This is a genomic window from Paenibacillus sp. P2(2022) (assembly GCF_029522175.1).
Lineage (GTDB): Bacteria > Bacillota > Bacilli > Paenibacillales > Paenibacillaceae > Paenibacillus > Paenibacillus polymyxa.
The window spans coordinates 182,918-205,386 of sequence record NZ_JAKWFI010000005.1; the positions used below are offsets into that span (position 1 = coordinate 182,918).

Genomic DNA, 22,469 nt, shown 5'->3' on the forward strand with positions numbered 1-22,469 from the left:
TTGTCAGGGGGGATTGATATGGTAGATACGGGGATTGTTATGCCGCTGTACAAACAGGATATTGGTTATCTGCAAGCTGCGATCTCATCCGTACTAGCCCAGAATTACAGGGCATTTCGCTTCATCATTGTGATTGACGGGGCGCCGGAAATGATAGAGCCGGCGCTTCATGCAGCAATGGGAGATCCGCGCGTTCAGTTGGTTACACTCCCTCAGAACCAAGGAGTATCCCATGCCCTTAACCGGGGATTCGATGAGTTGTTTAAAGATCCAGCGATCAAGTATGTGACCTGGGTATCCAGTGACAATGTGTATCATTCATCCTTTATCGAACGATTGCGGTGCGAGCTAGAGCAGGGACCCGATTCGCTCGGACTTGTGTTCTCCACCTTCCGTCAGATTGACGCTGCGGGTAATTCGTTGTATGACGAGCAGCATCAACAAGCATTAATTCGCTACCAAAGTCAGCCACATCATGAATTGTTGAACGCCAGCATTGTCGGGGTGTCATTTATGTACAAAAGCCAATATGCTCGTCTGATCGACGGCTATCGGCTGCAACCTGTAGAGGATTATGATTACTGGCTGCGGCTGACCGAGACATGCAGCATGAAATTCATTCCGGAGATCCTGATGGATTATCGGGTGGATTCTGCTTTTAGTGTATCGGCCAGCTTGCGCAGCCAAAAAGAACATCGACGCTGGCGGCATGCATTTCAAATTGCCAAGTATGAGGCTCGGGCCCGCCGGGGAGTCCCACTTGAAATGACCATTTTAATGCCTATTACGGATATGGCTCAAGCTGAGCCGTTGCTCGATAATCTGCTGGAGCAGCATTACAGTAATTGCGTGGTGCGGTTGCTTGATCTTACGCCGGAACAGAGCGCTGCTTCCTTTCTGACGATGATGCTTGACCCTCGGCTAATCGTAACGCCGAGACCGCATTATTCTGTTAAGGAGGCATTGGTTCAGGCGATTGGTGAAACGACAACTCGCTTTGTTGTATGCTTCGGTATCAAACCTTATATTGCTGTGACGGATTTGTTGTATCTTACGGATTTGCTGCGACCTTTGCAGGATACACATGCCTTTTCCTACTATACAGATGACCATTCGACCATTGGCAGCGGCCGAGGGGTTCAGTCCGTACCGCCGGAATGGAATTACGTGTATTATACCCACAGATTGCATCAGACACTGGAGCAGGGTGATGCTTTTAGCTAACAGGAGACAAAGCTGGGATCGTGGTCAACTCAGATTGAAGGACACGATGCTCCTGTACAACATTACCAAACTGATCCAATCCAAAGTTGGAAAGCACAACATTGGCTGGTGCAGCGGAGACTACGTTGTATTGTACCTCATAGGCAAGAACCCCTTGTATAAAGAAAGTACGACGCGCAATCGAGTTTGCAGGCAAATTAACCGATGTCACGTACAGTGGTGTCTTGGTATCCGGTACGAGTGAGAAAAAAATCTGGATGGTCACGGTTGCCGCGTTCACTGTGTCCTCATTGACCAAATTTACAACAACATTGGAGCAGGCAGTACCGAAATCCCTTGTGTTGGTCATATATCCAGTTGTAAAAGCCAATAGAATCATCCTCTCAAAACAGTATGATGGAATCCCTCAATAGGGATGCTTCTATACTATGAATCTATGGAGAGGAAAGCTTGTATGGTTGTCTGTAGGCTACACCGAAAAAAGTACATTTTGATAGAAACACTTCAGGCATATCTATATATAATGAAGGGAATGCTCGCGATGCCTTTGAATTTTCAAGTGACACCCAGCGGCCTGCCCAAATTTGAACCTAGTGTTGCTGTTAATTTACTGAATCCGAATATTGTTGTGGCTGTAGCTGTTGACTTTAGCAGCGGGCCCCCTTTAATTGGGCTGTATCGCTCACTGGATGCCGGGGCGAACTGGACCGATACTTTACTGCCACTTCCACCAGGATATACAGGAGCAGAGGCAGGAATGGTGGCCTATCTGTTCCCCAATATTTTTATCGTATCCGCACACGTGTTTCCGGGAAATGAGAACGGGGCTGTCGTGATCTATCGTTCTACGGATGATGGAGCCACTTTTGGCTCTCCCGTGGTCATTAACCCAGGCTATGGAGATTACATTAATAATGACTGGACCAATATTACGACAGATAACGCAGGGGCAAGTCCGTATCTAGGGCATGTCTACGTTACGTATAACCGCCAATACAACGTAGAGTTTAATGCTCGGTCTGCGGCCTTCTACCAGCGTTCTACGGATGGAGGATTGACCTGGGATCGACCGTTGTTGCTTTCCAATATCCAGTCCTCCACGGAGCGACCCGAGCCCGCGGTCGACAAATATGGCAGTGTATATGTCAGCTGGATTCGTACGGGGCCGCAAACCCCGGCTTTCTTTATCCGGCGGTCTTTTGATGGAGGGGCCACCTTTAGCGGTGATATTCTTGTGTCCAACATAACGCTGGTACCTAGTCCGTTGCCCGTCCCTGGATATGATTTTCGTGTATTGAATTCTCCCTGCTTGGCAGCAGACTGCTCGGGGGTACCTTCTACAACAAATACGCTATATGCCGTGTGGCAGGATTTTGGTCAGGGCTACAGCAATGTTTTGTTGTCCAAATCCAGTGATTTTGGCGGTACCTGGAGCGCCCCAGTCATTGTGACGGACAGCCCGCCCGGCTCACAAAATTTTTTTCCTGCGATTTCAGTGTCGCCTAAGACGGGACTGGTCGTTGTCGTGTACTATACCAATCGCTTGGACGGCTTTAATCTGGATGTGTTCGCCGCTCAATCATCGGATGGGGGCAATACCTTTACGAACAGTCGTCTCACAACGACTTCCTTTAACCCGAATGTGGGTGGAGGCGAATCAGAACTGATCGGCGACTATATTGATGTGGCTATTTCCCCGCCCAATAACTACATTGCCGTCTGGACGGATACGCGCACAGGCAGTTTGACGATTTTTGCCGGTGTACCGGGAGGTGAAGCCTGATGCCGAACGTACAGCTTACACCTAACGGAAGGCTGGCACAGGAGCCGAGTGTGGCTTTCAATCTGCTCGACGGTACCATAGTGGCTGCTGCCATTGATTTTACGACCGGACCGCCGTTGACAGCAGTATACCGTTCAGATAACGGCGGTGTCTCCTTCACACAGCAAATTCTACCGCTGCCAGCCGGCTATGTAGGGGCGGAATCCCATAGCGTCAGCTACGGTTTTCCCAACTTGTTCGTCATAGCTTGTCACGTATTTACCGCAGACGGCTTGAGCGGTACCATCGCTACCTATGTGTCCAGAGACAATGGGAATACATTTGATCCACCCGTGATTGCCCAACGAGGGTATGGGACGTTTGTCAATAATGTGGAAGTCAGCGTGAAATTCGATACTTCACAGGTCAGCTCCTATACCGGTAACATCTATTTATGTTATACGCATCAGTATAACCCCGACTTTTTCGGCGGCTCAGTCATGTTTTTTCAACGCTCGCAGGATGGAATCACATGGGATACACCTGTGATGCTCACTCCTGGTTCCAATCAGATCACGCGCGGAGAAATCACTGTGAGCATTACAGGGGTGATTTATGTCGGGTACATTGTGACGAATCCGGTTAACCAATATCAGGTCATTGTGTCCTTCAATGGGGGGACTTCGTTCAGTTCCTCGCTGCCAGTGTCCTCTGTCGTCCCGGTTCCAAGTCCGCTGCCTGTGGTCGGTTTTGGCTTTAATGTATTGCCGACGGCCAACATTGCCATAGATCGTTCCACCAGCCCGAATCAGGGGACGCTTTATGCGGTTTGGCAGGATAATCGGGCAGGGTATGCGGATGTGCTGCTTGCCCGGTCCGTGGATGGTGGATTAAGCTGGACTGCGCCGCAATCGGTGACAGGAGCCAGTGCAGGAGCACAGCATTTTTTCCCGGCCATTGATGTTTCGCCCGTGACCGGTGTGATTAAGATTGTGTACTACACCAATCAAATCACAGCCTCTTTATTAGATGTATTTGTTGCAGAATCATCTGACGGAGGGAATACATTTACGAACCTCAGAATAACAGACAGTTCCTTTAATCCTAACGGGATTAGTCCCGTTCCAGTGGTCACGATCGGCAATTTTATTGATGTAACGATCGTGCCGAATAACGGTTTTTTTGCGGTCTGGACAGACGCATTATCGGGTTTCCAGCAAATTTACGGAAGCAACGGAATGTAGCTTAACGTACGAGACAGAGGAGGTGGGGCTGTTTTGAAAATTTTGTTGGCTACGTACTGGCCGATTCCTCATTTGGGTGGTGTGTGGCCCTTTATGCTGCAAATTAAACGAAGACTTGAGCTACTGGGTCACACGGTAGACTTGATGGGGAACGGACCGGATACCCCTAAATACCATATTGTTTTTGAAGATAAGGAGTTGCTGAAGGATCAATTGCTGCCCTTGCTGCATACGAAGCTGAATGAATCGGCTGCCCCTGTATTACATTTGGATTCATGGGTGCAGACGGTGGAAAAGGATCGATACTGTATGGAACTGGCGGCAGCCTATTTCGGGGTTGAGCAGTATGATGTGATTCATACGCAAGATGTCATAGCCACTCGTGCTCTAAGTCGGGTCAAACGCAAAGACAGTGCGTTGGTAGCAAATATTCATGGCTCGCTGGCTCGTGAAGTCATGATGGCTTTGGAGCGGGATCATGAAGAGGGTTACCGCGAGACGCTGATGTGGAAATATTATTGGGCGCTGGAGCATTATGGCGCTATTTCCGCTGATATTACGATTACGTCTACAGAATGGATGAAGCAGACACTTGTGCGTGAGTTCGAAGTGCCTGAGCAGCAGATTGCCACTTTCCAATATGGCTTAGACACCGAACACTTCTGGGAAGTCCATGCCAGGGGAACAGACATGACACGACCTGAGGGGAAAAAAGTTATCATTTGTCCTTCTCGGCTGGTCTATATCAAAGGGCTACATTATTTAATGAGCGCTCTTGGCCTGTTGAAAGCAAGCCGTACGGATTGGGTTTGCTGGATTGTTGGGGAGGGAGATAAGAGGGAAGAGCTTCAGGCACAGGCGAAGGAGCTGGGGCTGGAAGAAGACGTGGTATTTCTCGGACATCGTGAAGATGTACCTGCCCTTTTACAACTGGCGGACCTTTTTGTACATCCGAGCATACAGGATAATCAGCCGTTTTCGGTCATGGAGGCACAGATTATGGGGCTTCCGGCAGTGGTATCGGATGCGGGTGGACTGCCGGAAATGGTGAAGCATGAACACACTGGACTGGTTTCCCCGGTTGGCGATGTGGAGGCACTTGCAGCTCATTTGCAGCATTTACTCGCTCAGGATGAAGTACGGATAGCTATGGGGAATCGTGCCAAGGCATGGGGAACCGCGCACTGGTCGCTGGATGTTATGATTGAACGGCTCGTCAATATTTATGGGCAAGCGCTTAATCAAGTGCGTTGATTCGATAGTTAGGAGGGAGAGCATGACTTTTCCTATCGTTGGAGACTTGTACAACCGTATTTTTGAAATCCAGCAGTCACATCCAGATCAGATGGTCGATTACGCAATCTGGAACCGAATTAACACCTCGTTGCCAGAGGATTATAAGCTGCCGGATGCTGACATTTTGGAACGGCTGAAACAATCCGCGCCATGAGCATACAGACCATATAAAAAGGCAGGTCGGGCTTACATTCCCACCTGCCTTTAGTTTATTTCAGCTCATTGTTCATCCGGGTTTTCATCTATTTGAACTACATAAACCGAGCCTCGGATCATAAGCGGTCCCGTAACAACAGCGCGGCGGTCAGCTGATTGTACGGTTAAACAGTATACATGAGGCTCTGCTTTTATTCCCGTTTCCTCATAGCTTAACTCGGCAAATCCCTCCTGATAACAGGAGTCCTGCAGCCAATCCAGCACGGGTCCCTGCTCATCGTTGCGGCGCAATCGAATATCCAGCTCCCCAATATCCCAGTTGAGCAGCGGATTCTCCCATGCCAAAGAGACTTCGATAACAATACGTCCTTCAGCTTCACTCGCAGGAATGATCAATGTAGAGAGCACGATCTCCTGTTCGGTAACCTGAAAAGGCAGTGCATATGTGCCTGCTTCAGCTTTGTTTTGAACTGTATATTTCAACAACATACAATTTTCCTCCTCTGCCTGTTCATTAAGGTGTCACGGTAAAATGACTGGCTGTCCGCTTAGCGACTACGTTCCCGTTCTCCACAAATTCCGCCAAGATAAACAGCGTTTCTGGATTGTAAATATTTGTGACCACTCGCAGATAAAATGGATTTTGGGCTGCCTCCATATCTTTGATTTCCAGTACAGAGCCAGCTTCGGGAGAAGGGCCCAGTCGAAGAAGTTGCCGCCTGAAAACGCCACTGTCATTCCCCATTTCCAGCAGTACATCGACGGATCTCTTTTCACGATTGAAAAAAGTTACATGGCAGCTTTGTATATGGGCGCTGTGGTAAGCGAGATGATGATCGACAGTTAAAAGAAACACAGACATATCATGATGCCTCCTTGAATTCCGTTAGGTTACCAGCCTTATATGATATGAAAAATGACCGCGAGTGGACTGGATAGTTGTACGCCTCTTTGACAAAAAGCGCGCCAGTGTCCAACCCTTTTTGCCATGCTGTGCATGTAATGTAGAGTGGAACAATCTGCGGCCTGAAGTCCCTTTTCGACTACAGAAAAAGCAAAGAGTAGATCGGGGGGAAGGGTCGCTTTAACAAAGGAGGCACGGCTATGAGACTCGCACAGCTGGCAGGGGAATATGACGCGGTCTTCAGTCTAGGGCAAAACTGTACACCTGCCATTCAATTGGAAAAGAACCGTTTGCGGCCGTTTGCCGGGGTGCTGGACTGGATGATGTCTGACACGCTCTCTGATGTGAACCGCTTGCTTGAGAATCGGTTTGCAGGTTTTATGGATTTGCCTAATTTAAGTGTCGTTGGTACGAGCCAACTGAATTATATGGTCAGAGATATTGCTTATAATGTGATCTCGGTACACGATTTTCCGCAGGAACGCAACACGTCCGCAGATCTGGTGACCTATCCCGAGTTCAGGGAAAAGATAGACCGTCGTATCGAACGTTTTTTTGCAAAAACACAGATGGCCAAGCGCAACTTGTTCGTCCGTATGCTGGGCACCTATGAAGAAGTAGAGGAACTGGAGCGGATCTTGTCGGGGATCGTAGCGAATGAATTTCGGTTGTTAGTGGTGAATTGTTCCGGTGTAACGGAGTTGACGGAGGTGGATTGGCAGCTTCCTCATGTATGCGCAGTGGAAATGCCTTTTGCCGATGTATGGAATTACAAGAGTGATCCACACTGGCGCACCCTTTTTGAGGGAATGTCCTTGTCGAAAAGGGGAGGTCGTCGTGCTTGAACGGTTGCAAGGGGAATATGACGCAGTGTTTAGCCTGGGAGGGCATTGCTTACCTTCGATTCAGCTGGATAAAAACGGACTGCGTCCGTATGCAGGTCCGCTGGATTGGATGATTTCTGGCAATTTGTCACAGATCAGTCGTTTACTGAATGAGCGATTTGCCCGTTTTATGGATGTTGAAAGCCTGCGTGTCACAGGGCATGATTACGGAGGTCATAACTTCCTGGTTGAGGATGCGTCCTATGAGGTTACAGCAGCACACCATTTTCCGGTTAGCCAGAATACATCAGAGCAGCTGGCGTCTTATCCTACATTCAAAACGACACTTGATCGCCGCATCGCACGTTTACTGGAGAAATTCGCATTGGCTTCCCGTCTGCTGCTGGTTCGTGTCGGTGGCAGCCGGGAGCAGGCGGTAGAACTGCATGATGTGTTGTCACAGAGAATTACCCATGATTTTCGCTTGTTATACGTGGATTATACAGGGACTGAAGGTGTGACGGAGCTGAATTGGGGACTGGAACGATTGGTTTCAGTAGCGCTGCCACCCGAGGATATATGGAACGGTCAGGATGAAATGTGGCGTTATATGCTGGACAACGTCAGACTTCATGTCTGAGGTGCGGAGACTATAGGAACACGTATAGATTGTCTTCCACCTGTGCTTGCGCCTGCGCCAAGCTGTAGAGCATCGCATAACATGATGCGAAGGGAAGATAGATGCTTCGGTTTAAAAGGAGGGTGCGCTAGTGAAGGCTTTGGTCACCGGAGGAGCCGGATTTATTGGTTCTCAGCTGGTACGTGCGCTTGCTGACTCGGGCGTCAGAGTGCTTGTGCTGGATAATCTGACGACCGGGAATGCTGCAAATGTAGACCCGCGCGCGGTCATGCATATTGCAGATATTCGCAGCCCTGAAGCCAGGACGCTGCTGATTCGGGAAAGCCCGGATATTGTGTTTCACTTGGCTGCACAGGCTGATGTGCAGCAATCCATCCATCACCCCGATGAGGATGCGGATGTGAATGTGCTGGGGACGATTCATTTGTTGCAGGCCTGTCGTGATGCGGGTGTGTCGAAAATCATATTTGCCTCCACATCCGGCGTATATGGAGAGCTGCAAAAGCAATGTATTCAGGAAGACGATCCCGTGGAGCCTATTTCAGGCTACGGACTGTCCAAGCTGACCGCAGAATCGTATATTCGGCTTTTTTATCGGTTGTACGGTTTGAACTACACGATTTTGCGTTACGGAAATGTGTATGGTCCCGGTCAGGCAGCGAAGGGAGAGGGCGGTGTCGTCGCTATTTTTATAGAGCGGCTGAAAAAAGGAAGCCCCTTGCTCATTCACGGCGACGGAACGCAAACCCGTGACTTTGTGTACGTCAAGGATATAGTTCGAGCCAATATGGCGGCTATACATGCAGCGGACCAACGCACGGTGCATGTAAGTACGGGACGAACGACGTCCATCAATCGGCTGGCCTATGATTTACTAAAGCTGCACGGTTCGTCTGTGCGCCCTGTGTATTCACCGGCGCGGGTGGGAGATATTCACCACAGCTGTCTGAGTAACGCAGTCGCCAGACATTGGCTTCGTTGGGAACCGCTATACGGTATCTCTGCCGGTCTAAAGGAAACGTACGTGAGCAGTATGGGCACAGGCAAAGAAGGCGTATAGGGCTAACGAGCGCGCGAATCAACCAAGAGACTGAGAAAACCTCTCAGCCTCTTTTTGGTTTGGACGAATTTATATGTTTTCGCCAGCCAGCTTGTCCATTTAACTACTTATACTCTTCATCCAGATCAGCAACAAATGAGCGCTCCTTGATAACAGCTTGATACCAGTAGCCCGATTTCTTCAAATGCCGACTTCGATCATTTTCCAGATTAATTTCCACCAGTCCATAACGATTTTTAAAAGCATTCATAGGAGAAACGTTGTCTGTGAAGGCCCACAGCATATAACCTGTACAGTTGGAGCCTGCGTCTACAGCTTGTAACGTGTAGTATAAATGCTCAGTTATAAAGTCAATCCGATAGTCGTCCTGAATGATGTGTTCCTCATTTTTGAAAGCAGCTTCATTCTCAATGCCCATGCCATTTTCCGCGACAAACCACTCGATATTGTTATATTCGTTCTTGATACGTATGCCCATATCGTAAATGATCTTGGGATAAATTTCCCAGCCCCGTGACTTGTTCATTCTTTTACCCGGAAGATCGAAATGCTCATAGTAGTAAGAGGGGTGAAAAGGATTGTTTTCGTTCCACGCTTTACTCTGCGCTTTGACCCGGTGAGGATAATAGAGATTGATCCCAACGTAGTCCACGGTATTTTCCTTAATCAAGGCTAGCTCTTCCGTTGTAGCCTCAAACGCAATATCATGCTTGCTCATGAGCTCGAACAATTCTTGCGGGTATTCGCCTTTAATAAGCGGGTCCAGAAATACCCGATTGTAAAATAAATCATACACATGTGCTGCGTACTGGTCATGAGGGGCGCTGGATCGGGCATAGGTAACTTCGGGATTCAAAATAGCACCTATTTTAGCCCCGTTCTGACTATAATTTTTGGCTTTGAAAAGCTGTACGCACTTTGCGGTAGCCAGCGTTTTGTTGTAGTTCCATTGCATCCACTTCCGTGTGTTTTGTTCATAGGGATAGCGAAGGGCATCCAGATAGACGCGAGTCTGTACAACAATGGGCTCATTAAACGTAAACCAGTGCTTGACCCGATCCCCGTACCGTTCAAACACCTTTTCCGCATATTTCACAAACAACTCTACCACATGCTTGGAAGACCAGCCTTCATATTTGTCGAGCAAATAAGCGGGCACCTCATAGTGTTCCAGACAAATCATCGGCTCGACTCCGCTTGCAATTAATTCGTCAATGACTTTGCCGATATAATCCGCATAGGTTTCATCCACCACCACATTCTCATAATCCGTTAAGAAGCGGGCCCAATTAATAGAGGTGCGATAATGAGTCAGTCCAATCTGCTTCATCAGCGCAATATCCTCGGTATAACGATTATAAAAATCGGTTGCACCCGCGGGTCCATATCCATTGTGCCAGACATAGCGGTCATTTTTGTACCATACGTCCAGATACGAGTCCTGACCTTCCTGTTTACCGCTCCAGCCCTCTGTCTGCCAGGCGGAAGCCGCTGCCCCCATCATGAAATTCGGTGGAATTTGTATTGTGTGTTTAGCCATGATATGTTTCTCCTTTTCATTCTATAGATTTCCCATAGCGATCCTCTGCGGGTGTATCTCTACATTAGCGCATTATTCAGTCGTTCGCTTGTTGGCAATTTCGAGGAACGAAAAATAGATGAGATGATGAGTTTATGAAATTAGTAGAGCTTGCTCAAACAAATCCAACGTAGAGGCTATGAACGCAATTTTTCAATATTTCGATCCAGAGTTCATCATACAAAAAATAAAGAGCCCTTGGCGATAAGCTGCTTCTGGTTACGCTACTGGAGGCAGCTTATTAATCTTTTGCTGGGGTTGATGTTGGAATATACTCCTCAACTCTTCTCACATCCTGTCTATAATTTCAAATTATATAGGGTAACCCAAATATTTATACAATAACTATTCTAGCTATAGGGGATATTCAAATTCAGCGAGGAATTTTCTTGATCTAGAATAAGTGTAGGGGATCATCGGGCAAAGTACATGAATTGGAAAAAAATATATATTCTCACCTTTTACACGATTTGGTTGTAATTCGCAGCCTTAAATCACCTACATAAGTGAGAGGGAATTGAAGACTAACATTAAAGAATGTGGAGCCATTTAGATGTTAGCGACTCTATCAAATCTACTCTCAACTAAACTAAATGGAGGCGTTTAACAATGGGTTATCACATTATTGCTAATTTTCCATCTAATCGAGATTACAAAGGAACACTGAAAGTTTATAACGATAGTGGTAGTTTGGTATTTGGACCTGTAGAAGCTTTAGGCCGTGGATCAAATGATCCGAAGAATGGTAACGACCATACGAACTGGAGACTTAAATATGCAGACATTCCTACGGGGGTTGCGAAAACAATTGTTTATGCGAAAGGTGACTCTGACTATTCTTATGGTCCTTATAAGCGTGTGTGGCTGAATCAAGCAGTAAGTGGGAACTTCCTGACTGCTACAAATAATGGCCGCGACGAAATTATGATTCATGGCGGAGACCCTGCTACAAGCACATCTCTGACTTGGTATCCTCTGCGTCCAACATACGGTTGCATCCGACTTTCTAACAGTGACCAAAGAGCACTAATTCAAGTGCTTGAGCAAAACGGAAGTTCCGGCAAAATCACAATAAACTAGAACAAAAAATTCAAAGGGCGGGATTTACTCCGCCCTATTTGGTATTAATTTGTACTGTATTTATCAAGTTTGAACCATTTTTGAAATTCGTTCTGGCTAATTTTTTTAACAGGTTTCACCTTTTTGCTGTCCATTGAGTATCTGTACAACTTCTTTTGGTCAGATGGATACTCACTTATATAGTCTAAACTTTTTCCATCTTTATGCCATAAAATCAGACTTGTGCTAATGTAATCCGTTTCCCTAGGAAGATATATAAAGGCATCCTTCTTGGTATTATAAATGGCTATGGAGCTGCTTGATGTATCACCATATGAAAAGGCAATTTGATCTTCTTTAGGTGACCAGTTATAAGCAGCAATGGATTCTACATTTTTTTTGCCTTTAGCTTTTAAAAGATCATTTACAATGGTAGATTTTCCGGTTTTAAGATTGATCAGTAATAACGTATCTCCTGCACTGCGCCGTGCCTGGATAGCCAACCATGTATTAGAAGGAGATAATACTGCGCTCGATATATTACGCAGTTTATCATTATATCCATCTGTTTTAATGGTGTAATTCTGTTCTCCTGTTTTGATCGTTATAGATGTAATAACACTCTTCTCAGAGCTTGGTGCATTTTCTAGCTCCATTTTTTTGGCCACTAACGAAACGTTTTTCTCCTTCCAAATCACCTGATTTGGGGTCTCGCTCTTTTTAAATTTGGTTACAGACTGGTAAACAGATGGATTTATAGTATTAACTGAACTTTGAACATGCGTATTAGGGCGTAAAGTGCTATTAGCATTGGCAATAGAAAAGCCACTTACACTTCCCACAAGCACTATACTAGACAGGAAAGCAGTAGCGTATTTTAGTCTTGGATTTTTCATTTTAATTGCTCCTTTGTAAAAAAATATTGGGCTTCAGGACTTGATCCAAGGTTTTCCTAAAATTAAATCTATATACATAGACGTGGAAATCGTGAATTTGTTTCTTGTTTATTGAAAAAAATTACATAACAATTGGAAAATATTAAGGAGCGAGTGATACTTTCGCCCGCTCTAGCAGGCCAGCCCAAGTCAAACATTCTGTTATAAGGTTGGATGTTATTGAGGTGAAGGCAACATGCAATTTTTCCCTTCGATTTTCTATACTTAACCTATAATCTTGACATTCCTGCAGATTCAGAGATATTATAGATACAATAAGTCTGTGAATGAGGTGTAGTTATGAAATTTACCAAAGCAACCAATTATGCACTGCACACCATGCTCATGCTCGTTGAGGATTCGTCGGTGAAGCCCGTAGGTGTCCAGCAATTGGCCGAATCCCAAAATGTCTCACCCACGTATCTTTCAAAAATTTTGACGAGGCTTGTGAAGGCGGGGATGATCGAATCGGTCTCTGGAGCCAATGGGGGCTATCGCTTATCCCGCAATAAAGACGATATTACCTTTTTGGATATTATCCATGCGATTGAAGGGACGAATTCTTTGTTTGAATGTGATTTTGTCCATGGATCAGAATGTCTGATTCAAGCTGTAATGAGGGAAGCGGAGGAAAAAATGGAGGGCCATCTTAAAAATACGAAATTGGTCGATTTAGCCCAAAAGCAAGCGCAAGTATAAAGGGGAGCGGCTATAAATAGAGAGAAGGTGATCGCCAGTTATGTGAAGTGTTTTTTTGTTTTAATTATAGATATAAAGAGTCTTTAATATCTTTGTAAAAGGAGCTGGATGTTATGCTGTACGATTGCGCTATTATTGGGGGGGGACCTGCTGGATTGAATGCAGCCCTTGTACTGGGCAGGGCAAGAAGAAGTGTGGCTTTGATCGATAATAACCGGCCCAGAAATGCGGTTACGCATGCGTCGCACGGTTTCATTACGAGAGATGGCGTAACGCCGGCCGAGTTCCGCCGCGTAGCTTATGAGGAAGTACTGCGGTATCCATATGTGCATCATCTGCAAACCGAGGTTATTTCAGTTACGAAAAATGAATCCGGATTCGAAGTATTTGATTCTTCAGGCCTTCGTGTTCAAGCGCGAAAATTGATACTGGCGATGGGTGTAAAGGAGATATTCCCTGAGATCGAAGGTTTTTACACGTTCTACGGAAGAAGTTTGTTTAATTGCCCTTATTGCGATGGCTGGGAGTTACGGGATCAACCGCTTGTCCTCGTCTCTGAGTCGCCAGCTATATATCACACAGCCAAACTGCTCCTGAACTGGAGTAAGGATTTGCTTGTCTGCACGAACGGTCAGGCATTCTTGTCGGACGAGCAAAAAGAACGACTTCAATCTAAAGGAGTCGCGGTAATGGAGCAGCCTGTTGCCGCGTTCATTGGTCACCATGGACAGCTGGAGTATGTGTCCTTTACGGACGGTACTCAAGTCCCAAGGGCCGGCGGCTTTGTGACCCCCCAATTTGTGCAAAGTGCACCGTTTGGAGAACGTTTGGGCTGTGAAAGGACCGAGTCGGGCGGGATTCAAACAGATGGAGCGGGGAGAACCTCCATTCCTGGTGTATATGCTGCGGGTGATTCTTCATACTTCATGCCTTCTCAGTTGATTTTTGCTGCGGCCGACGGTAGCCGAACCGCTGCGAGTGTAAACCTGGATTTGACAGAGGAAGACTTTAACGAATGACGAGAAATTGAAGCTCTCATGATAGTTAAAGATAATGAGGAGAAGTGAGAATGAATCGTATTGCCATTTATTTATTAGCTTTAGGCGCTTTTGTATTAGGAACCGCAGAATTTATCGTTTCCGGTATCTTGGAAATGATTTCTCATGATTTGGATGTATCTATTTCATTGGCTGGACAATTAGTTACCATATATGCCTTATCGTATGCTTTTGGTGCACTTGTGCTGGTCATGCTAACTGCAAAGCTTGAAAGGAAAAGAGTGTTATTGTATTCCATGCTTTTCTTTATTTTAGGGACGGTCATTGCTTTCTTCAGCTTTAACTTTACGCTGCTCATGCTTTCCCGTATTGTACAGGCTATGAGTGGTGGATTGTATTTTGTGGTTGCTACCCATTACGCTGCTCAACTGGCTGAACCTGAAAAACGTGGTAGCGCCATCGCAACAGTCATTACAGGATTTACAATATCTTTAGTGCTGGGAGTTCCCCTTGGAACCTTAATTGCTGCAAATATAGATTGGCGTTATATCTATATTATTATTGCTGTCATTGCTCTGATCATTCTGGCACTACTCAATCGGTTTATTCCAAAATTACAGGGGAATGAACCGGTATCTTGGATACACCATGGTCTTTGCCTATATTGCTCCGCTTTTAAGCACCATAGCAGACTTTTCTATAAAAGAGATTAGTACAGCTCTTTTTGTACTAGGAGTGTTTGCTTTTATAGGGTCACGTATAGGCGGATATGCAGTGGATAAGTGGGGACCTGTCCGGACGATTTCCATTAGTTTAATAGTTCACGCAGCGGCTTTATTCGTATTAACAGTAACAGCAACTTCTACGATCGGTGTTCTTCTGACGATTATGTTGTGGGGGATGGCTGCTTGGACAACAACTCCTGCAAATCAATATTACTTAATTTCTTTAAAGCCACAATCTTCAGAAATGGTTCTAAGCTTCAATACTGCGCTAATGAATATCGGTATGACCTTAGGTGCAGGATTAGGGGGAGTCATAATTGAGTATACATCCATACAGAATTTGGGCTGGATTAGTGGGTTAGTCGTATTCATAGCACTTGTTGTTGCATCTTTTTCGTTTACATTGAGCAAAAAACAAGACGCTTAGATTCATTCGCTATAAAATCACAATTCAGAAGTATAAAAGCTGAAAGGCCGCCTATATGGCGGCCTTTTTCTATTCACTTGATTATAATTCTGCGTCTATACAAGACCTTCTTTCAATAACCTCTGTATTTACAAGAACCTGAGTATGGTGCTCCTGATTGTGATTAAGCCTTTCCATCAGCAAGTTTACAGCCGTTCGGGCCAAAATATCCTTTTTCACATGAATGGTTGTGAGTTCCGGGCTAATGACCTTAGCTTCATGAATATTATCAAACCCCATGACGGAAATTTGTTCAGGCACTCGAATGTTCATTTCCTGAAACGTTTTAATAGCACTGATCGCCATATAATCATTCTCACAAAATAGGGCCGAAGGCAGCTCATTCAGTTTATGAATAGCTGTTTTAAATGCGTCCTGTGACATGACAAGCATCGGGTGCATATCAAATGTAAGCCCATGATCTATGGCAAGATTGTGCTCCTCTAAAGCAGCCATGAACCCCTCTTTTCGTTTTGTAAAGTTAAGAATTCTGGTACTGGATTGTACGTATCCTATATTTCTGTGTCCGGACTGGATTAAATATTGGCCTGCCTGGTACCCCCCAAGATAGTTATTAATCGATACAAAACTGGCATCAACGTGTTCAAAGCAGGTATCCAAAATAACGATATTGGAATGAATGGATTGTAAGGAATGAATAGTCTCGGATGTTAAATTGGTGCCCAGCAGAAGTATACCTGAAGAAGGCTGGTCCTTCTCCAGAGCAGACAATTCTTCTTCAAGGCTATGGCTATCAAATGACGAGAAAATCAAAGTATTACCATGTTCTCTCACCTGATGGGTAATATGATGGATCAATTCATTGAAAAATGGAAGTGATTCATATTGCTCGGTCACGATGCCTGTATTTTTGCATGCAACAAAACGAATGACATGGTGATTCTTCGTAAATTCCTTATTTGACTTCATGGTACGTGGTCTATATCCATGCTCGTGGGCAATTCTTAATATATGCTCTTTGGTTTCTTCGCTAACACCGGGTTTGTTATTAAATGCTAAAGAGACGGCTGATTTTGAAACACCGGCAAGCTTCGCAATATCATCTATTTTCAACGTGGAACCTCCCATTGGACTAAACTATATAAATTATATCATGATTATATAATAAAGTTTAGTTTATAAATTAAACTAAACAAACAACAGATAAAATGAGTTGACCTTTTCGGATACATAGTGTTAATATTCAATTGTGAACGCTTTATTTAGTTTATTTTATTCAATATCGTATAAAATTATACATTAGTTTAGTTTTGTTTATGAGTGAAAGGGTGATTTGTTTGAGCTTAAGCATGGCTGAAAATCAAAGAAGTTTTGTGAAAAAGGGCAAGCCTTTCTTTTACTTGGCAGATACCGTCTGGAGCGTATTTACCAACGCCACTATTGAAGAGTGGAGCGATTACCTGGACTATCGAAAAATGCAGGGTTTCAACGTTTTACAGATCAATATGCTCCGACAATGGGATGCCAGCGAATCAGACCTGAATCTACAGCCATTTGCATTACTGGAAAATGGAGATTTTGACTACCATACCTTAAACGAAGCTTATTTTGAGCGGGCGGAAGTCATGATCCAGATGGCTGTCGAGCGCGGCTTTATTCCAGCACTGGTTCTGTTGTGGTGTAACTATGTACCGGATACATGGGCTGAAATGTTCCAGAAAGGCAATAAAATGCCGCTGGATTGCGTTGAAAGCTATGTAACTTATGTTGTAAACCGCTATTCTCGATTCGAGCCTGTTTATTTGATCAGCGGAGACACTGATTTTCCTACAGAACGTGCTAATGCGTACTATTTGAAGGCGCTGGAAACGGTACAACAATTAAGCCCGGCAAGCTTGACTACGCTGCATATCCAAGGGAGATTGAGGGAAATTCCTGAAGCTTTTGAGCAACACAAGGGTCTTGGATTTTATATGTATCAATCAGGACATAATTCGGAGTTTCAGCATGTCGCCCATGAGATTGCCCAGCATTTTTATCACAAGCCGGAGATACGTCCCGTCATCAATGGAGAACCTTGCTATGAACAGATCAGTTACAGCCGCAATGTGTATGGAAGATACACTGCACTAGATGCCAGAAAAGCAGCATGGCACAGTCTTCTGGCAGGCGGGGGAGCGGGAATTACCTATGGAGCGCATGGCATTTGGAGTTGGCATAAAAAAGGCAAGAAGTTCGGAATTGTAGAAGGAGAGGGCTTTGATAGTCCCTATGATTGGAGAACAGCACTGCGTTTTGAGGGCGCATGGGATTATTCCTTTATCAAATATTTGTTTGAAATGTACAACCTGATTGGCATAAAGCCGTTGGATATTGTTTTAAACAAGACAGAGGAGATCAGAGCTGCGGGGAACGAGAATACCCTCGTCTTGTATATCCCGGTTAACACGAAAGTGCGGCTAAATATCAACGTGCAGGACTACAAGTTTACAACCATTGATTTAGCGGAGAGACGATTTGCCCAAACGGAGGTGGATGTCCAGGCTGATCAATCCGTCATTGATATGCATGGTTTTGAAAGCGATGTTGTGATCATCGGAACGAAATAAAACCAGAGAAGAACAGGAGTAAGCTAGCAGGTGGAGTGGAGAAATAGAAAACGCATCCAGGAGTGATCATGATGGATTACCAAAAGACAGCTAGAGAAGTGCTTAGATCGGTGGGGGGAAACGAAAATGTGTATAGTGTCATTCACTGTGTCACTCGTTTGAGATTCAAATTGAAGGATAACCAATTGCCAGATAAAGAAAAAATTAAACAGATTGACGGTGTCATTACCGTCGTGGAAAGTGGCGGCCAATTCCAGGTGGTCATCGGGAATGAGGTTCCCAAAGTATACGAGGCTCTTTTGGATACGATGGGAGTAAAGCACGGAGACCAGACAGTTGAAGACGATCAAAAGAATGAAAAAGCGAGCCTGTTCAGCCGATTTGTCGATGTGATCTCAGGCGTGTTCATGCCCGTTGTGGGTGTGCTCGCTGCTGTGGGGATTCTAAAAGGACTGCTGGCCTTATGCACATCTCTGGGGTGGATGACTGATCAGATGGGCACATACAAAATTTTATATGCAACAGCAGACGCTATGTTTTATTTCTTTCCGGTTATTCTAGGGTTTTCAGCAGGTAAAAAATTCGGAGGAAACCCGTATCTATCTGCTGTTTTGGGGGCCGCCTTGGTGTATCCGACCATTACTTCGGCTTTTACGGATAAAACGGCGCTGTCCTTTTTGACCATACCTGTCGTTCTGATTAATTATACTTCTTCTGTTATACCCATCATTATTGGGGCGTTCTTGGCAGCTAAGGTTGAAAAATTTATTAGTAAGTATGCACCTGCATCCATTAAAATGTTCATTGTGCCTTTTCTGACCTTGGTCATTATATCACCGATTGTTTTTCTGGTTGTCGGGCCGATAGCAACTATAATCAGTGATGGATTAGCCAAAGGCTCCATGTGGATTTACCAGTTAAGTCCGGCTATAGCTGGTCTCGTTCTGGCTGGGTTCTGGCAAGGGATTATTATCTTTGGCTTGCATTGGGCGTTCATTCCGATTCTCCTGAATAATGTAGTTACGAACGGGTTTGATCCGATTAACGGTATGCTGTTCTGTACTACGTTTGCGCAAACAGGTGCGGCTTTTGCCATTGCTTTGAAATCACGCGATCCTAAATTAAAACCTATTGCGACTTCTGCTACCATCGCGGGTTTGATGGGGGTTACTGAACCAGCTATTTACGGGGTTACGCTACCCACCAAAAAACCGTTTATTTTAGCCTCGATCGCTGGGGGTGTAGGAGGAGCTGCAGCGGGCTTACTCGGCTCAACAGCATATGGATTTGCCTCAGGCGGGATTTTTGGTATCCCTTTATTCATTAATCCAAAGGGGATAGATGCAGGCTTCATTGGCTTTATTATCTCTTTGGTTGTCGCTTTTGTAGTCGGATTTATTCTGACCTATCTTTTCGGCTATAAGAATGCTAAACCCGCACCTGAAATTAAGGTTGCAGTTGAAAACAAAGCGGAAGAAAAAACGGTATTTAGTCCTTTAAACGGTGAATTGATTCGTTTGGCCGCAGTGAAAGATGAGGCTTTCTCCAGTGGTGCGATGGGTCAGGGAGCCGCGATTATCCCCCAAGAAGGGGGAGCTTACGCACCGTTTAACGGAACTGTTGTTACCGTTTTCAAAACAAAACATGCGATTGGACTGATCTCTGAGGATGGAGTTGAACTGCTCATTCACATTGGAATTAATACGGTCAGCTTGAAAGGAAAACATTTCACTTCTTTTGTGTCTGAAGGAGATACGATTCAAAAAGGGGACAAGCTGGTTGAATTTGATCCAAAAGCTATAGTGGATGAAGGATATGATCTCACCACCTCTGTTATAGTAACCAATACTGCGGTGTACACAGATATCTTAGCTGAAAACTCGAAGGATATTCATGCAGGAGAACGTTTATTGAAGATCAGATAGTTCCCTAATATTCAGTAATGCACAGCAAACGCATCAAGCTGACGATGGCCCGTGTGTAAAAATAGGGTTGTCGTCAGCTTTTTTGGATCATGAAACAGACTTTTGCGGCATGTACTACAATAGCAGGTTACCGTACACCCAACGAGCTCATCATCTGCCGGAAGGAGCGCACATATTTATCTGGCGCCAACAGGTTAACGATCCGTGTACGCCCCTTCTGGCGGATAGATTCGCGATGAGGGACGTTGTTCATAAGGTCTAGTCCTTGCAGTACCGCCTGTAAAATGTCTCCCTGCTGATAAAACTTGCCGGTTTCGTTATGGTCAATGAATGCTCGTACTCCGTCTGAATCAGAGCTTAAGACCGGGCAACGACAGGCCATGGCCTCAGCTACCGCGTAACCGAATCCCTCCACCAGTGAAGTCGAGAGCAGATACCCACCCGAGTCGCCAATCATGGAATAATACAAAGGCATTTTCGCATGAGGCACGCTTTTAAAACGCTCAATGATCGTGGACATGCCAAGCTGAGCAAGCATGTTCTCGAATTGTATTTTATCCTCCGTCTGCGACAAGGTGTCATCATAGAACATCCAAATCCGAAGATCGGCACGATTTTGCAGCATCCAGTAAGATATGTCTATAAAATGCCGCCAATTCTTATTGGGCTCAAGCCGCCCAACCCATGCAATGACCGGATTAACCGGGGGAGTGTTAGGTACATAATTAAATACGCTAGTATCCAATACGTTTGGGAATACATAACGATCAAGCCATGGACACATGCTGGAAAATAGCTGCACGAGGTGAGTTGTATCGGGGAGGAGCACCGCGTCAGCATAATTTTGAAGATACGGAGATGCATCTGCAACAACCCAAGCAGCTTCTTCGTGAGTGCCAAAGCCTTGTGATTCATAGATTAATATCCCTTGATAGCCCAACATTCGCAGTCTAGGGAGCATAGGATAGTCCGAAGAGACGATAATTGCATCGTAGCGATGAGTCTCCACCAGTTTTCGAATTTCTTCTTCAGAGGAAGTCATGAACACCGGAATATCGCCTTGCAGGTTTTGCATCCCTGTACCCTGCTGATAATAGAGAAGATGACATTCAATCCCGTCCTGAATGAGCGCTTTACAGCGTTGGCGGTTCAAGGTTTCCACGCCACCGCTGGGTATATAAAAAGTAAATAGAACTTTGATCTCAATAACCTCCTTTGCCAACCACAAGTTCTTATACCAAGTTATTCAACCTACAGGACGGGGTGTGGGTTTCTATGGAAGCCTGGATTGAATTAGCGCATAATTATGGCGAAGGCGAGAATCTTCCGGAGAGCGTTCTGTTGCTTCTTTCGCAAATTCACAGGCTTTGTGTATTAGGCCCAACTCATAGCAAGCGAGGGCTCCAAGATCATACAAAGTAGCATCCCAGCAAAAATCCTCTTGCATATACGTATCTGGTCGTGTCGAAATGCGCAGCGCTTCTTCGACCATATGATAGACGGCGGGCCAGTTCCGTGTATGATAGGCAAGTTGAGCCATTTCCGTGTAAGGTTCACGTAAATAGGGCGCTTCCGCAATAGCACGGTATAACCAACGTGCAGCCTCATGCCATTGTTCAGTTGCCTTATATGCTCTAGCGATAAAACGCATCGAAGCGCTGCGTTCATCGGCCCAGCGCGCCTGTGGCATGGCAAGATGTTGTTGCAGTGTAGTGATGCATTCGTCCCAACGGGCATGATACATATATTCTCGCCCCAAGTAATGCATATTGCGATCATCTTCGGGAAATTCACGTACAGACTGCTCTAGCAGTGGAAGGTATTGGCTGCGTGACTTGTGCGGATCGGGATCATGATACAAGCGGAGCTGGCACGATCGGATGCTGTGTTCTTCGCCTTCCCCGATATATTCAAGCACTTCATGAACCGGGCGTACCCAGTGGTAGCCATGACGAGTGTGTATTTTTTCTTTCCAGAACCATGTATAAGCGGTATTCCTTCCAGGCTGTCCATGTGTAAAGGCATACAGCATTCGAGTCGTTCCATCCTTCCAGTTGCCTTCCAGGCGCGACCGCCATCCCTCCTCCCAGACTTCATCCAGATCTGTACAGACACAAATATCTACATCATCAGGGACCAGCCGCAGGGACTCATTGCGAGCCTTGTCAAAACGCCAAGGGACTACCTGAATAGGATGTACCTCTGCACCCGCCTCGCGCAGTAGAGCAACGGTGTCGTCTGTAGAACCGGTGTCGGCTACAATGACAACATCAGCTTCCCGCATGGAGTTCATCCAGCGCTTGGCGAATCGGGCTTCATTTTTGCTGATGGCATAGACCGCTATCTTGTACCGTTTCTGTGGTTGCATTGGTTTGCTCCTCCTTTGATTGACTTAAAGAATGA

21 protein-coding genes and 1 pseudogene are annotated in these 22,469 nt (G+C 45.6%); 14 read left to right on the top strand and 8 right to left on the bottom strand.

The window, feature by feature from the left end; translation table 11 throughout:
* The first annotated feature begins 18 nt into the window (after positions 1–18).
* Positions 19–1,224, top strand: coding sequence for a glycosyltransferase family 2 protein (locus MMB75_RS17810; protein ID WP_045244877.1), 1,206 nt, complete (start codon positions 19–21; stop codon positions 1,222–1,224).
* Here MMB75_RS17810 and MMB75_RS17815 read toward each other — a convergent pair.
* Positions 1,217–1,594, bottom strand: coding sequence for a hypothetical protein (locus MMB75_RS17815; protein WP_031462141.1), 378 nt, complete (start codon positions 1,592–1,594; stop codon positions 1,217–1,219). The genes MMB75_RS17810 and MMB75_RS17815 overlap by 8 nt on opposite strands.
* 84 nt (positions 1,595–1,678) lie before the next feature.
* Here MMB75_RS17815 and MMB75_RS17820 point away from each other — a divergent pair, with 84 nt between their 5' ends.
* Genes MMB75_RS17820 through MMB75_RS17835 form a run of 4 tightly spaced genes read left to right on the top strand, consistent with a single transcriptional unit; the run spans position 1,679 to position 5,680 of the window.
* Positions 1,679–3,007: a sialidase family protein gene (locus MMB75_RS17820; protein WP_080942700.1), complete on the top strand. Its 1,329-nt coding sequence runs from the start codon at positions 1,679–1,681 to the stop codon at positions 3,005–3,007.
* Complete coding sequence (locus MMB75_RS17825; protein ID WP_045244875.1) at positions 3,007–4,230, top strand: sialidase family protein; 1,224 nt, start codon at positions 3,007–3,009, stop codon at positions 4,228–4,230. Before MMB75_RS17820 ends, MMB75_RS17825 begins: the two co-directional genes overlap by 1 nt.
* A gap of 33 nt (positions 4,231–4,263) precedes the next feature.
* The gene (locus MMB75_RS17830) at positions 4,264–5,484 is read left to right on the top strand and encodes a glycosyltransferase family 4 protein (protein ID WP_016820084.1); all 1,221 of its coding nucleotides are present in this window, start codon (positions 4,264–4,266) and stop codon (positions 5,482–5,484) included.
* 22 nt (positions 5,485–5,506) lie between these two features.
* Positions 5,507–5,680 carry a hypothetical protein gene (locus MMB75_RS17835; protein ID WP_016820085.1) on the top strand — a complete coding sequence of 58 codons (174 nt, stop codon included), beginning with the start codon at positions 5,507–5,509 and terminating at the stop codon, positions 5,678–5,680.
* 65 nt (positions 5,681–5,745) lie between these two features.
* On the opposite strand, the gene MMB75_RS17840 is transcribed toward MMB75_RS17835, so the two are convergent.
* Both MMB75_RS17840 and MMB75_RS17845 read right to left on the bottom strand, forming a co-directional pair.
* Positions 5,746–6,171 carry a hypothetical protein gene (locus tag MMB75_RS17840; RefSeq protein ID WP_045244874.1) on the bottom strand — a complete coding sequence of 142 codons (426 nt, stop codon included), beginning with the start codon at positions 6,169–6,171 and terminating at the stop codon, positions 5,746–5,748.
* 25 nt (positions 6,172–6,196) lie between these two features.
* On the bottom strand, positions 6,197–6,544 hold the full coding sequence (locus tag MMB75_RS17845) for a hypothetical protein (protein WP_016820087.1): 348 nt from the start codon (positions 6,542–6,544) through the stop codon (positions 6,197–6,199).
* Positions 6,545–6,786: 242 nt separating this feature from the next.
* Here MMB75_RS17845 and MMB75_RS17850 point away from each other — a divergent pair, with 242 nt between their 5' ends.
* From MMB75_RS17850 to MMB75_RS17860, 3 genes are all read left to right on the top strand, one after another.
* On the top strand, positions 6,787–7,431 hold the full coding sequence (locus MMB75_RS17850) for a DUF1796 family putative cysteine peptidase (RefSeq protein ID WP_016820088.1): 645 nt from the start codon (positions 6,787–6,789) through the stop codon (positions 7,429–7,431).
* Complete coding sequence (locus MMB75_RS17855) at positions 7,424–8,050, top strand: DUF1796 family putative cysteine peptidase (RefSeq protein WP_045244873.1); 627 nt, start codon at positions 7,424–7,426, stop codon at positions 8,048–8,050. Before MMB75_RS17850 ends, MMB75_RS17855 begins: the two co-directional genes overlap by 8 nt.
* Positions 8,051–8,180: 130 nt before the next feature.
* Positions 8,181–9,110 carry an NAD-dependent epimerase/dehydratase family protein gene (locus MMB75_RS17860; RefSeq protein WP_045244872.1) on the top strand — a complete coding sequence of 310 codons (930 nt, stop codon included), beginning with the start codon at positions 8,181–8,183 and terminating at the stop codon, positions 9,108–9,110.
* 103 nt (positions 9,111–9,213) lie between these two features.
* On the opposite strand, the gene MMB75_RS17865 is transcribed toward MMB75_RS17860, so the two are convergent.
* Positions 9,214–10,650: a glycoside hydrolase family 1 protein gene (locus MMB75_RS17865; protein ID WP_045244871.1), complete on the bottom strand. Its 1,437-nt coding sequence runs from the start codon at positions 10,648–10,650 to the stop codon at positions 9,214–9,216.
* 648 nt (positions 10,651–11,298) lie between these two features.
* Here MMB75_RS17865 and MMB75_RS17870 point away from each other — a divergent pair.
* Positions 11,299–11,769, top strand: a complete 471-nt coding sequence (locus MMB75_RS17870; RefSeq protein WP_016820092.1) for a L,D-transpeptidase — start codon at positions 11,299–11,301, stop codon at positions 11,767–11,769.
* A gap of 44 nt (positions 11,770–11,813) precedes the next feature.
* On the opposite strand, the gene MMB75_RS17875 is transcribed toward MMB75_RS17870, so the two are convergent.
* Positions 11,814–12,644 (bottom strand): TolB-like translocation protein, encoded by an 831-nt coding sequence (locus MMB75_RS17875; protein WP_016820093.1) that lies wholly within the window; start codon positions 12,642–12,644, stop codon positions 11,814–11,816.
* A gap of 339 nt (positions 12,645–12,983) precedes the next feature.
* Here MMB75_RS17875 and MMB75_RS17880 point away from each other — a divergent pair, with 339 nt between their 5' ends.
* The 3 genes and pseudogenes from MMB75_RS17880 (at position 12,984) to MMB75_RS17890 (ending at position 15,532) form a co-directional block, all read left to right on the top strand.
* Positions 12,984–13,382, top strand: coding sequence for an Rrf2 family transcriptional regulator (locus MMB75_RS17880; RefSeq protein WP_016820094.1), 399 nt, complete (start codon positions 12,984–12,986; stop codon positions 13,380–13,382).
* Positions 13,383–13,495: 113 nt separating this feature from the next.
* Positions 13,496–14,401 carry an NAD(P)/FAD-dependent oxidoreductase gene (locus MMB75_RS17885; protein ID WP_016820095.1) on the top strand — a complete coding sequence of 302 codons (906 nt, stop codon included), beginning with the start codon at positions 13,496–13,498 and terminating at the stop codon, positions 14,399–14,401.
* Positions 14,402–14,451: 50 nt separating this feature from the next.
* A pseudogene (locus MMB75_RS17890) lies at positions 14,452–15,532 on the top strand (MFS transporter).
* A gap of 81 nt (positions 15,533–15,613) precedes the next feature.
* Here MMB75_RS17890 and MMB75_RS17895 read toward each other — a convergent pair.
* Complete coding sequence (locus tag MMB75_RS17895) at positions 15,614–16,645, bottom strand: LacI family DNA-binding transcriptional regulator (protein WP_016820096.1); 1,032 nt, start codon at positions 16,643–16,645, stop codon at positions 15,614–15,616.
* A 215-nt stretch (positions 16,646–16,860) separates the two neighbouring features.
* Here MMB75_RS17895 and MMB75_RS17900 point away from each other — a divergent pair, with 215 nt between their 5' ends.
* Together MMB75_RS17900 and MMB75_RS17905 are read left to right on the top strand one after the other, a co-directional pair.
* Complete coding sequence (locus MMB75_RS17900) at positions 16,861–18,141, top strand: glycoside hydrolase family 140 protein (RefSeq protein WP_016820097.1); 1,281 nt, start codon at positions 16,861–16,863, stop codon at positions 18,139–18,141.
* A gap of 71 nt (positions 18,142–18,212) precedes the next feature.
* On the top strand, positions 18,213–20,066 hold the full coding sequence (locus MMB75_RS17905) for a beta-glucoside-specific PTS transporter subunit IIABC (protein WP_277509682.1): 1,854 nt from the start codon (positions 18,213–18,215) through the stop codon (positions 20,064–20,066).
* 127 nt (positions 20,067–20,193) lie between these two features.
* On the opposite strand, the gene MMB75_RS17910 is transcribed toward MMB75_RS17905, so the two are convergent.
* Positions 20,194–21,288 carry a glycosyltransferase family 4 protein gene (locus MMB75_RS17910; protein ID WP_016820099.1) on the bottom strand — a complete coding sequence of 365 codons (1,095 nt, stop codon included), beginning with the start codon at positions 21,286–21,288 and terminating at the stop codon, positions 20,194–20,196.
* A gap of 51 nt (positions 21,289–21,339) precedes the next feature.
* Positions 21,340–22,434 carry a tetratricopeptide repeat-containing glycosyltransferase gene (locus MMB75_RS17915; RefSeq protein ID WP_031462138.1) on the bottom strand — a complete coding sequence of 365 codons (1,095 nt, stop codon included), beginning with the start codon at positions 22,432–22,434 and terminating at the stop codon, positions 21,340–21,342.
* Positions 22,435–22,469 lie beyond the last annotated feature (35 nt).

What these genes read in the sequence shown, in the direction of transcription:
- MMB75_RS17810 (WP_045244877.1), top strand. Translation starts at nt 19, where the DNA reads ATGGTAGATACGGGGATTGTTATGCCGCTGTACAAACAGGATATTGGT.
- MMB75_RS17820 (WP_080942700.1), top strand. Translation starts at nt 1,679, where the DNA reads ATGGTTGTCTGTAGGCTACACCGAAAAAAGTACATTTTGATAGAAACA.
- MMB75_RS17825 (WP_045244875.1), top strand. Translation starts at nt 3,007, where the DNA reads ATGCCGAACGTACAGCTTACACCTAACGGAAGGCTGGCACAGGAGCCG.
- MMB75_RS17835 (WP_016820085.1), top strand. Translation starts at nt 5,507, where the DNA reads ATGACTTTTCCTATCGTTGGAGACTTGTACAACCGTATTTTTGAAATC.
- MMB75_RS17840 (WP_045244874.1), bottom strand. Translation starts at nt 6,171, where the DNA reads ATGTTGTTGAAATATACAGTTCAAAACAAAGCTGAAGCAGGCACATAT.
- MMB75_RS17845 (WP_016820087.1), bottom strand. Translation starts at nt 6,544, where the DNA reads ATGTCTGTGTTTCTTTTAACTGTCGATCATCATCTCGCTTACCACAGC.
- MMB75_RS17850 (WP_016820088.1), top strand. Translation starts at nt 6,787, where the DNA reads ATGAGACTCGCACAGCTGGCAGGGGAATATGACGCGGTCTTCAGTCTA.
- MMB75_RS17865 (WP_045244871.1), bottom strand. Translation starts at nt 10,650, where the DNA reads ATGGCTAAACACACAATACAAATTCCACCGAATTTCATGATGGGGGCA.
- MMB75_RS17870 (WP_016820092.1), top strand. Translation starts at nt 11,299, where the DNA reads ATGGGTTATCACATTATTGCTAATTTTCCATCTAATCGAGATTACAAA.
- MMB75_RS17875 (WP_016820093.1), bottom strand. Translation starts at nt 12,644, where the DNA reads ATGAAAAATCCAAGACTAAAATACGCTACTGCTTTCCTGTCTAGTATA.
- MMB75_RS17880 (WP_016820094.1), top strand. Translation starts at nt 12,984, where the DNA reads ATGAAATTTACCAAAGCAACCAATTATGCACTGCACACCATGCTCATG.
- MMB75_RS17885 (WP_016820095.1), top strand. Translation starts at nt 13,496, where the DNA reads ATGCTGTACGATTGCGCTATTATTGGGGGGGGACCTGCTGGATTGAAT.
- MMB75_RS17905 (WP_277509682.1), top strand. Translation starts at nt 18,213, where the DNA reads ATGGATTACCAAAAGACAGCTAGAGAAGTGCTTAGATCGGTGGGGGGA.
- MMB75_RS17915 (WP_031462138.1), bottom strand. Translation starts at nt 22,434, where the DNA reads ATGCAACCACAGAAACGGTACAAGATAGCGGTCTATGCCATCAGCAAA.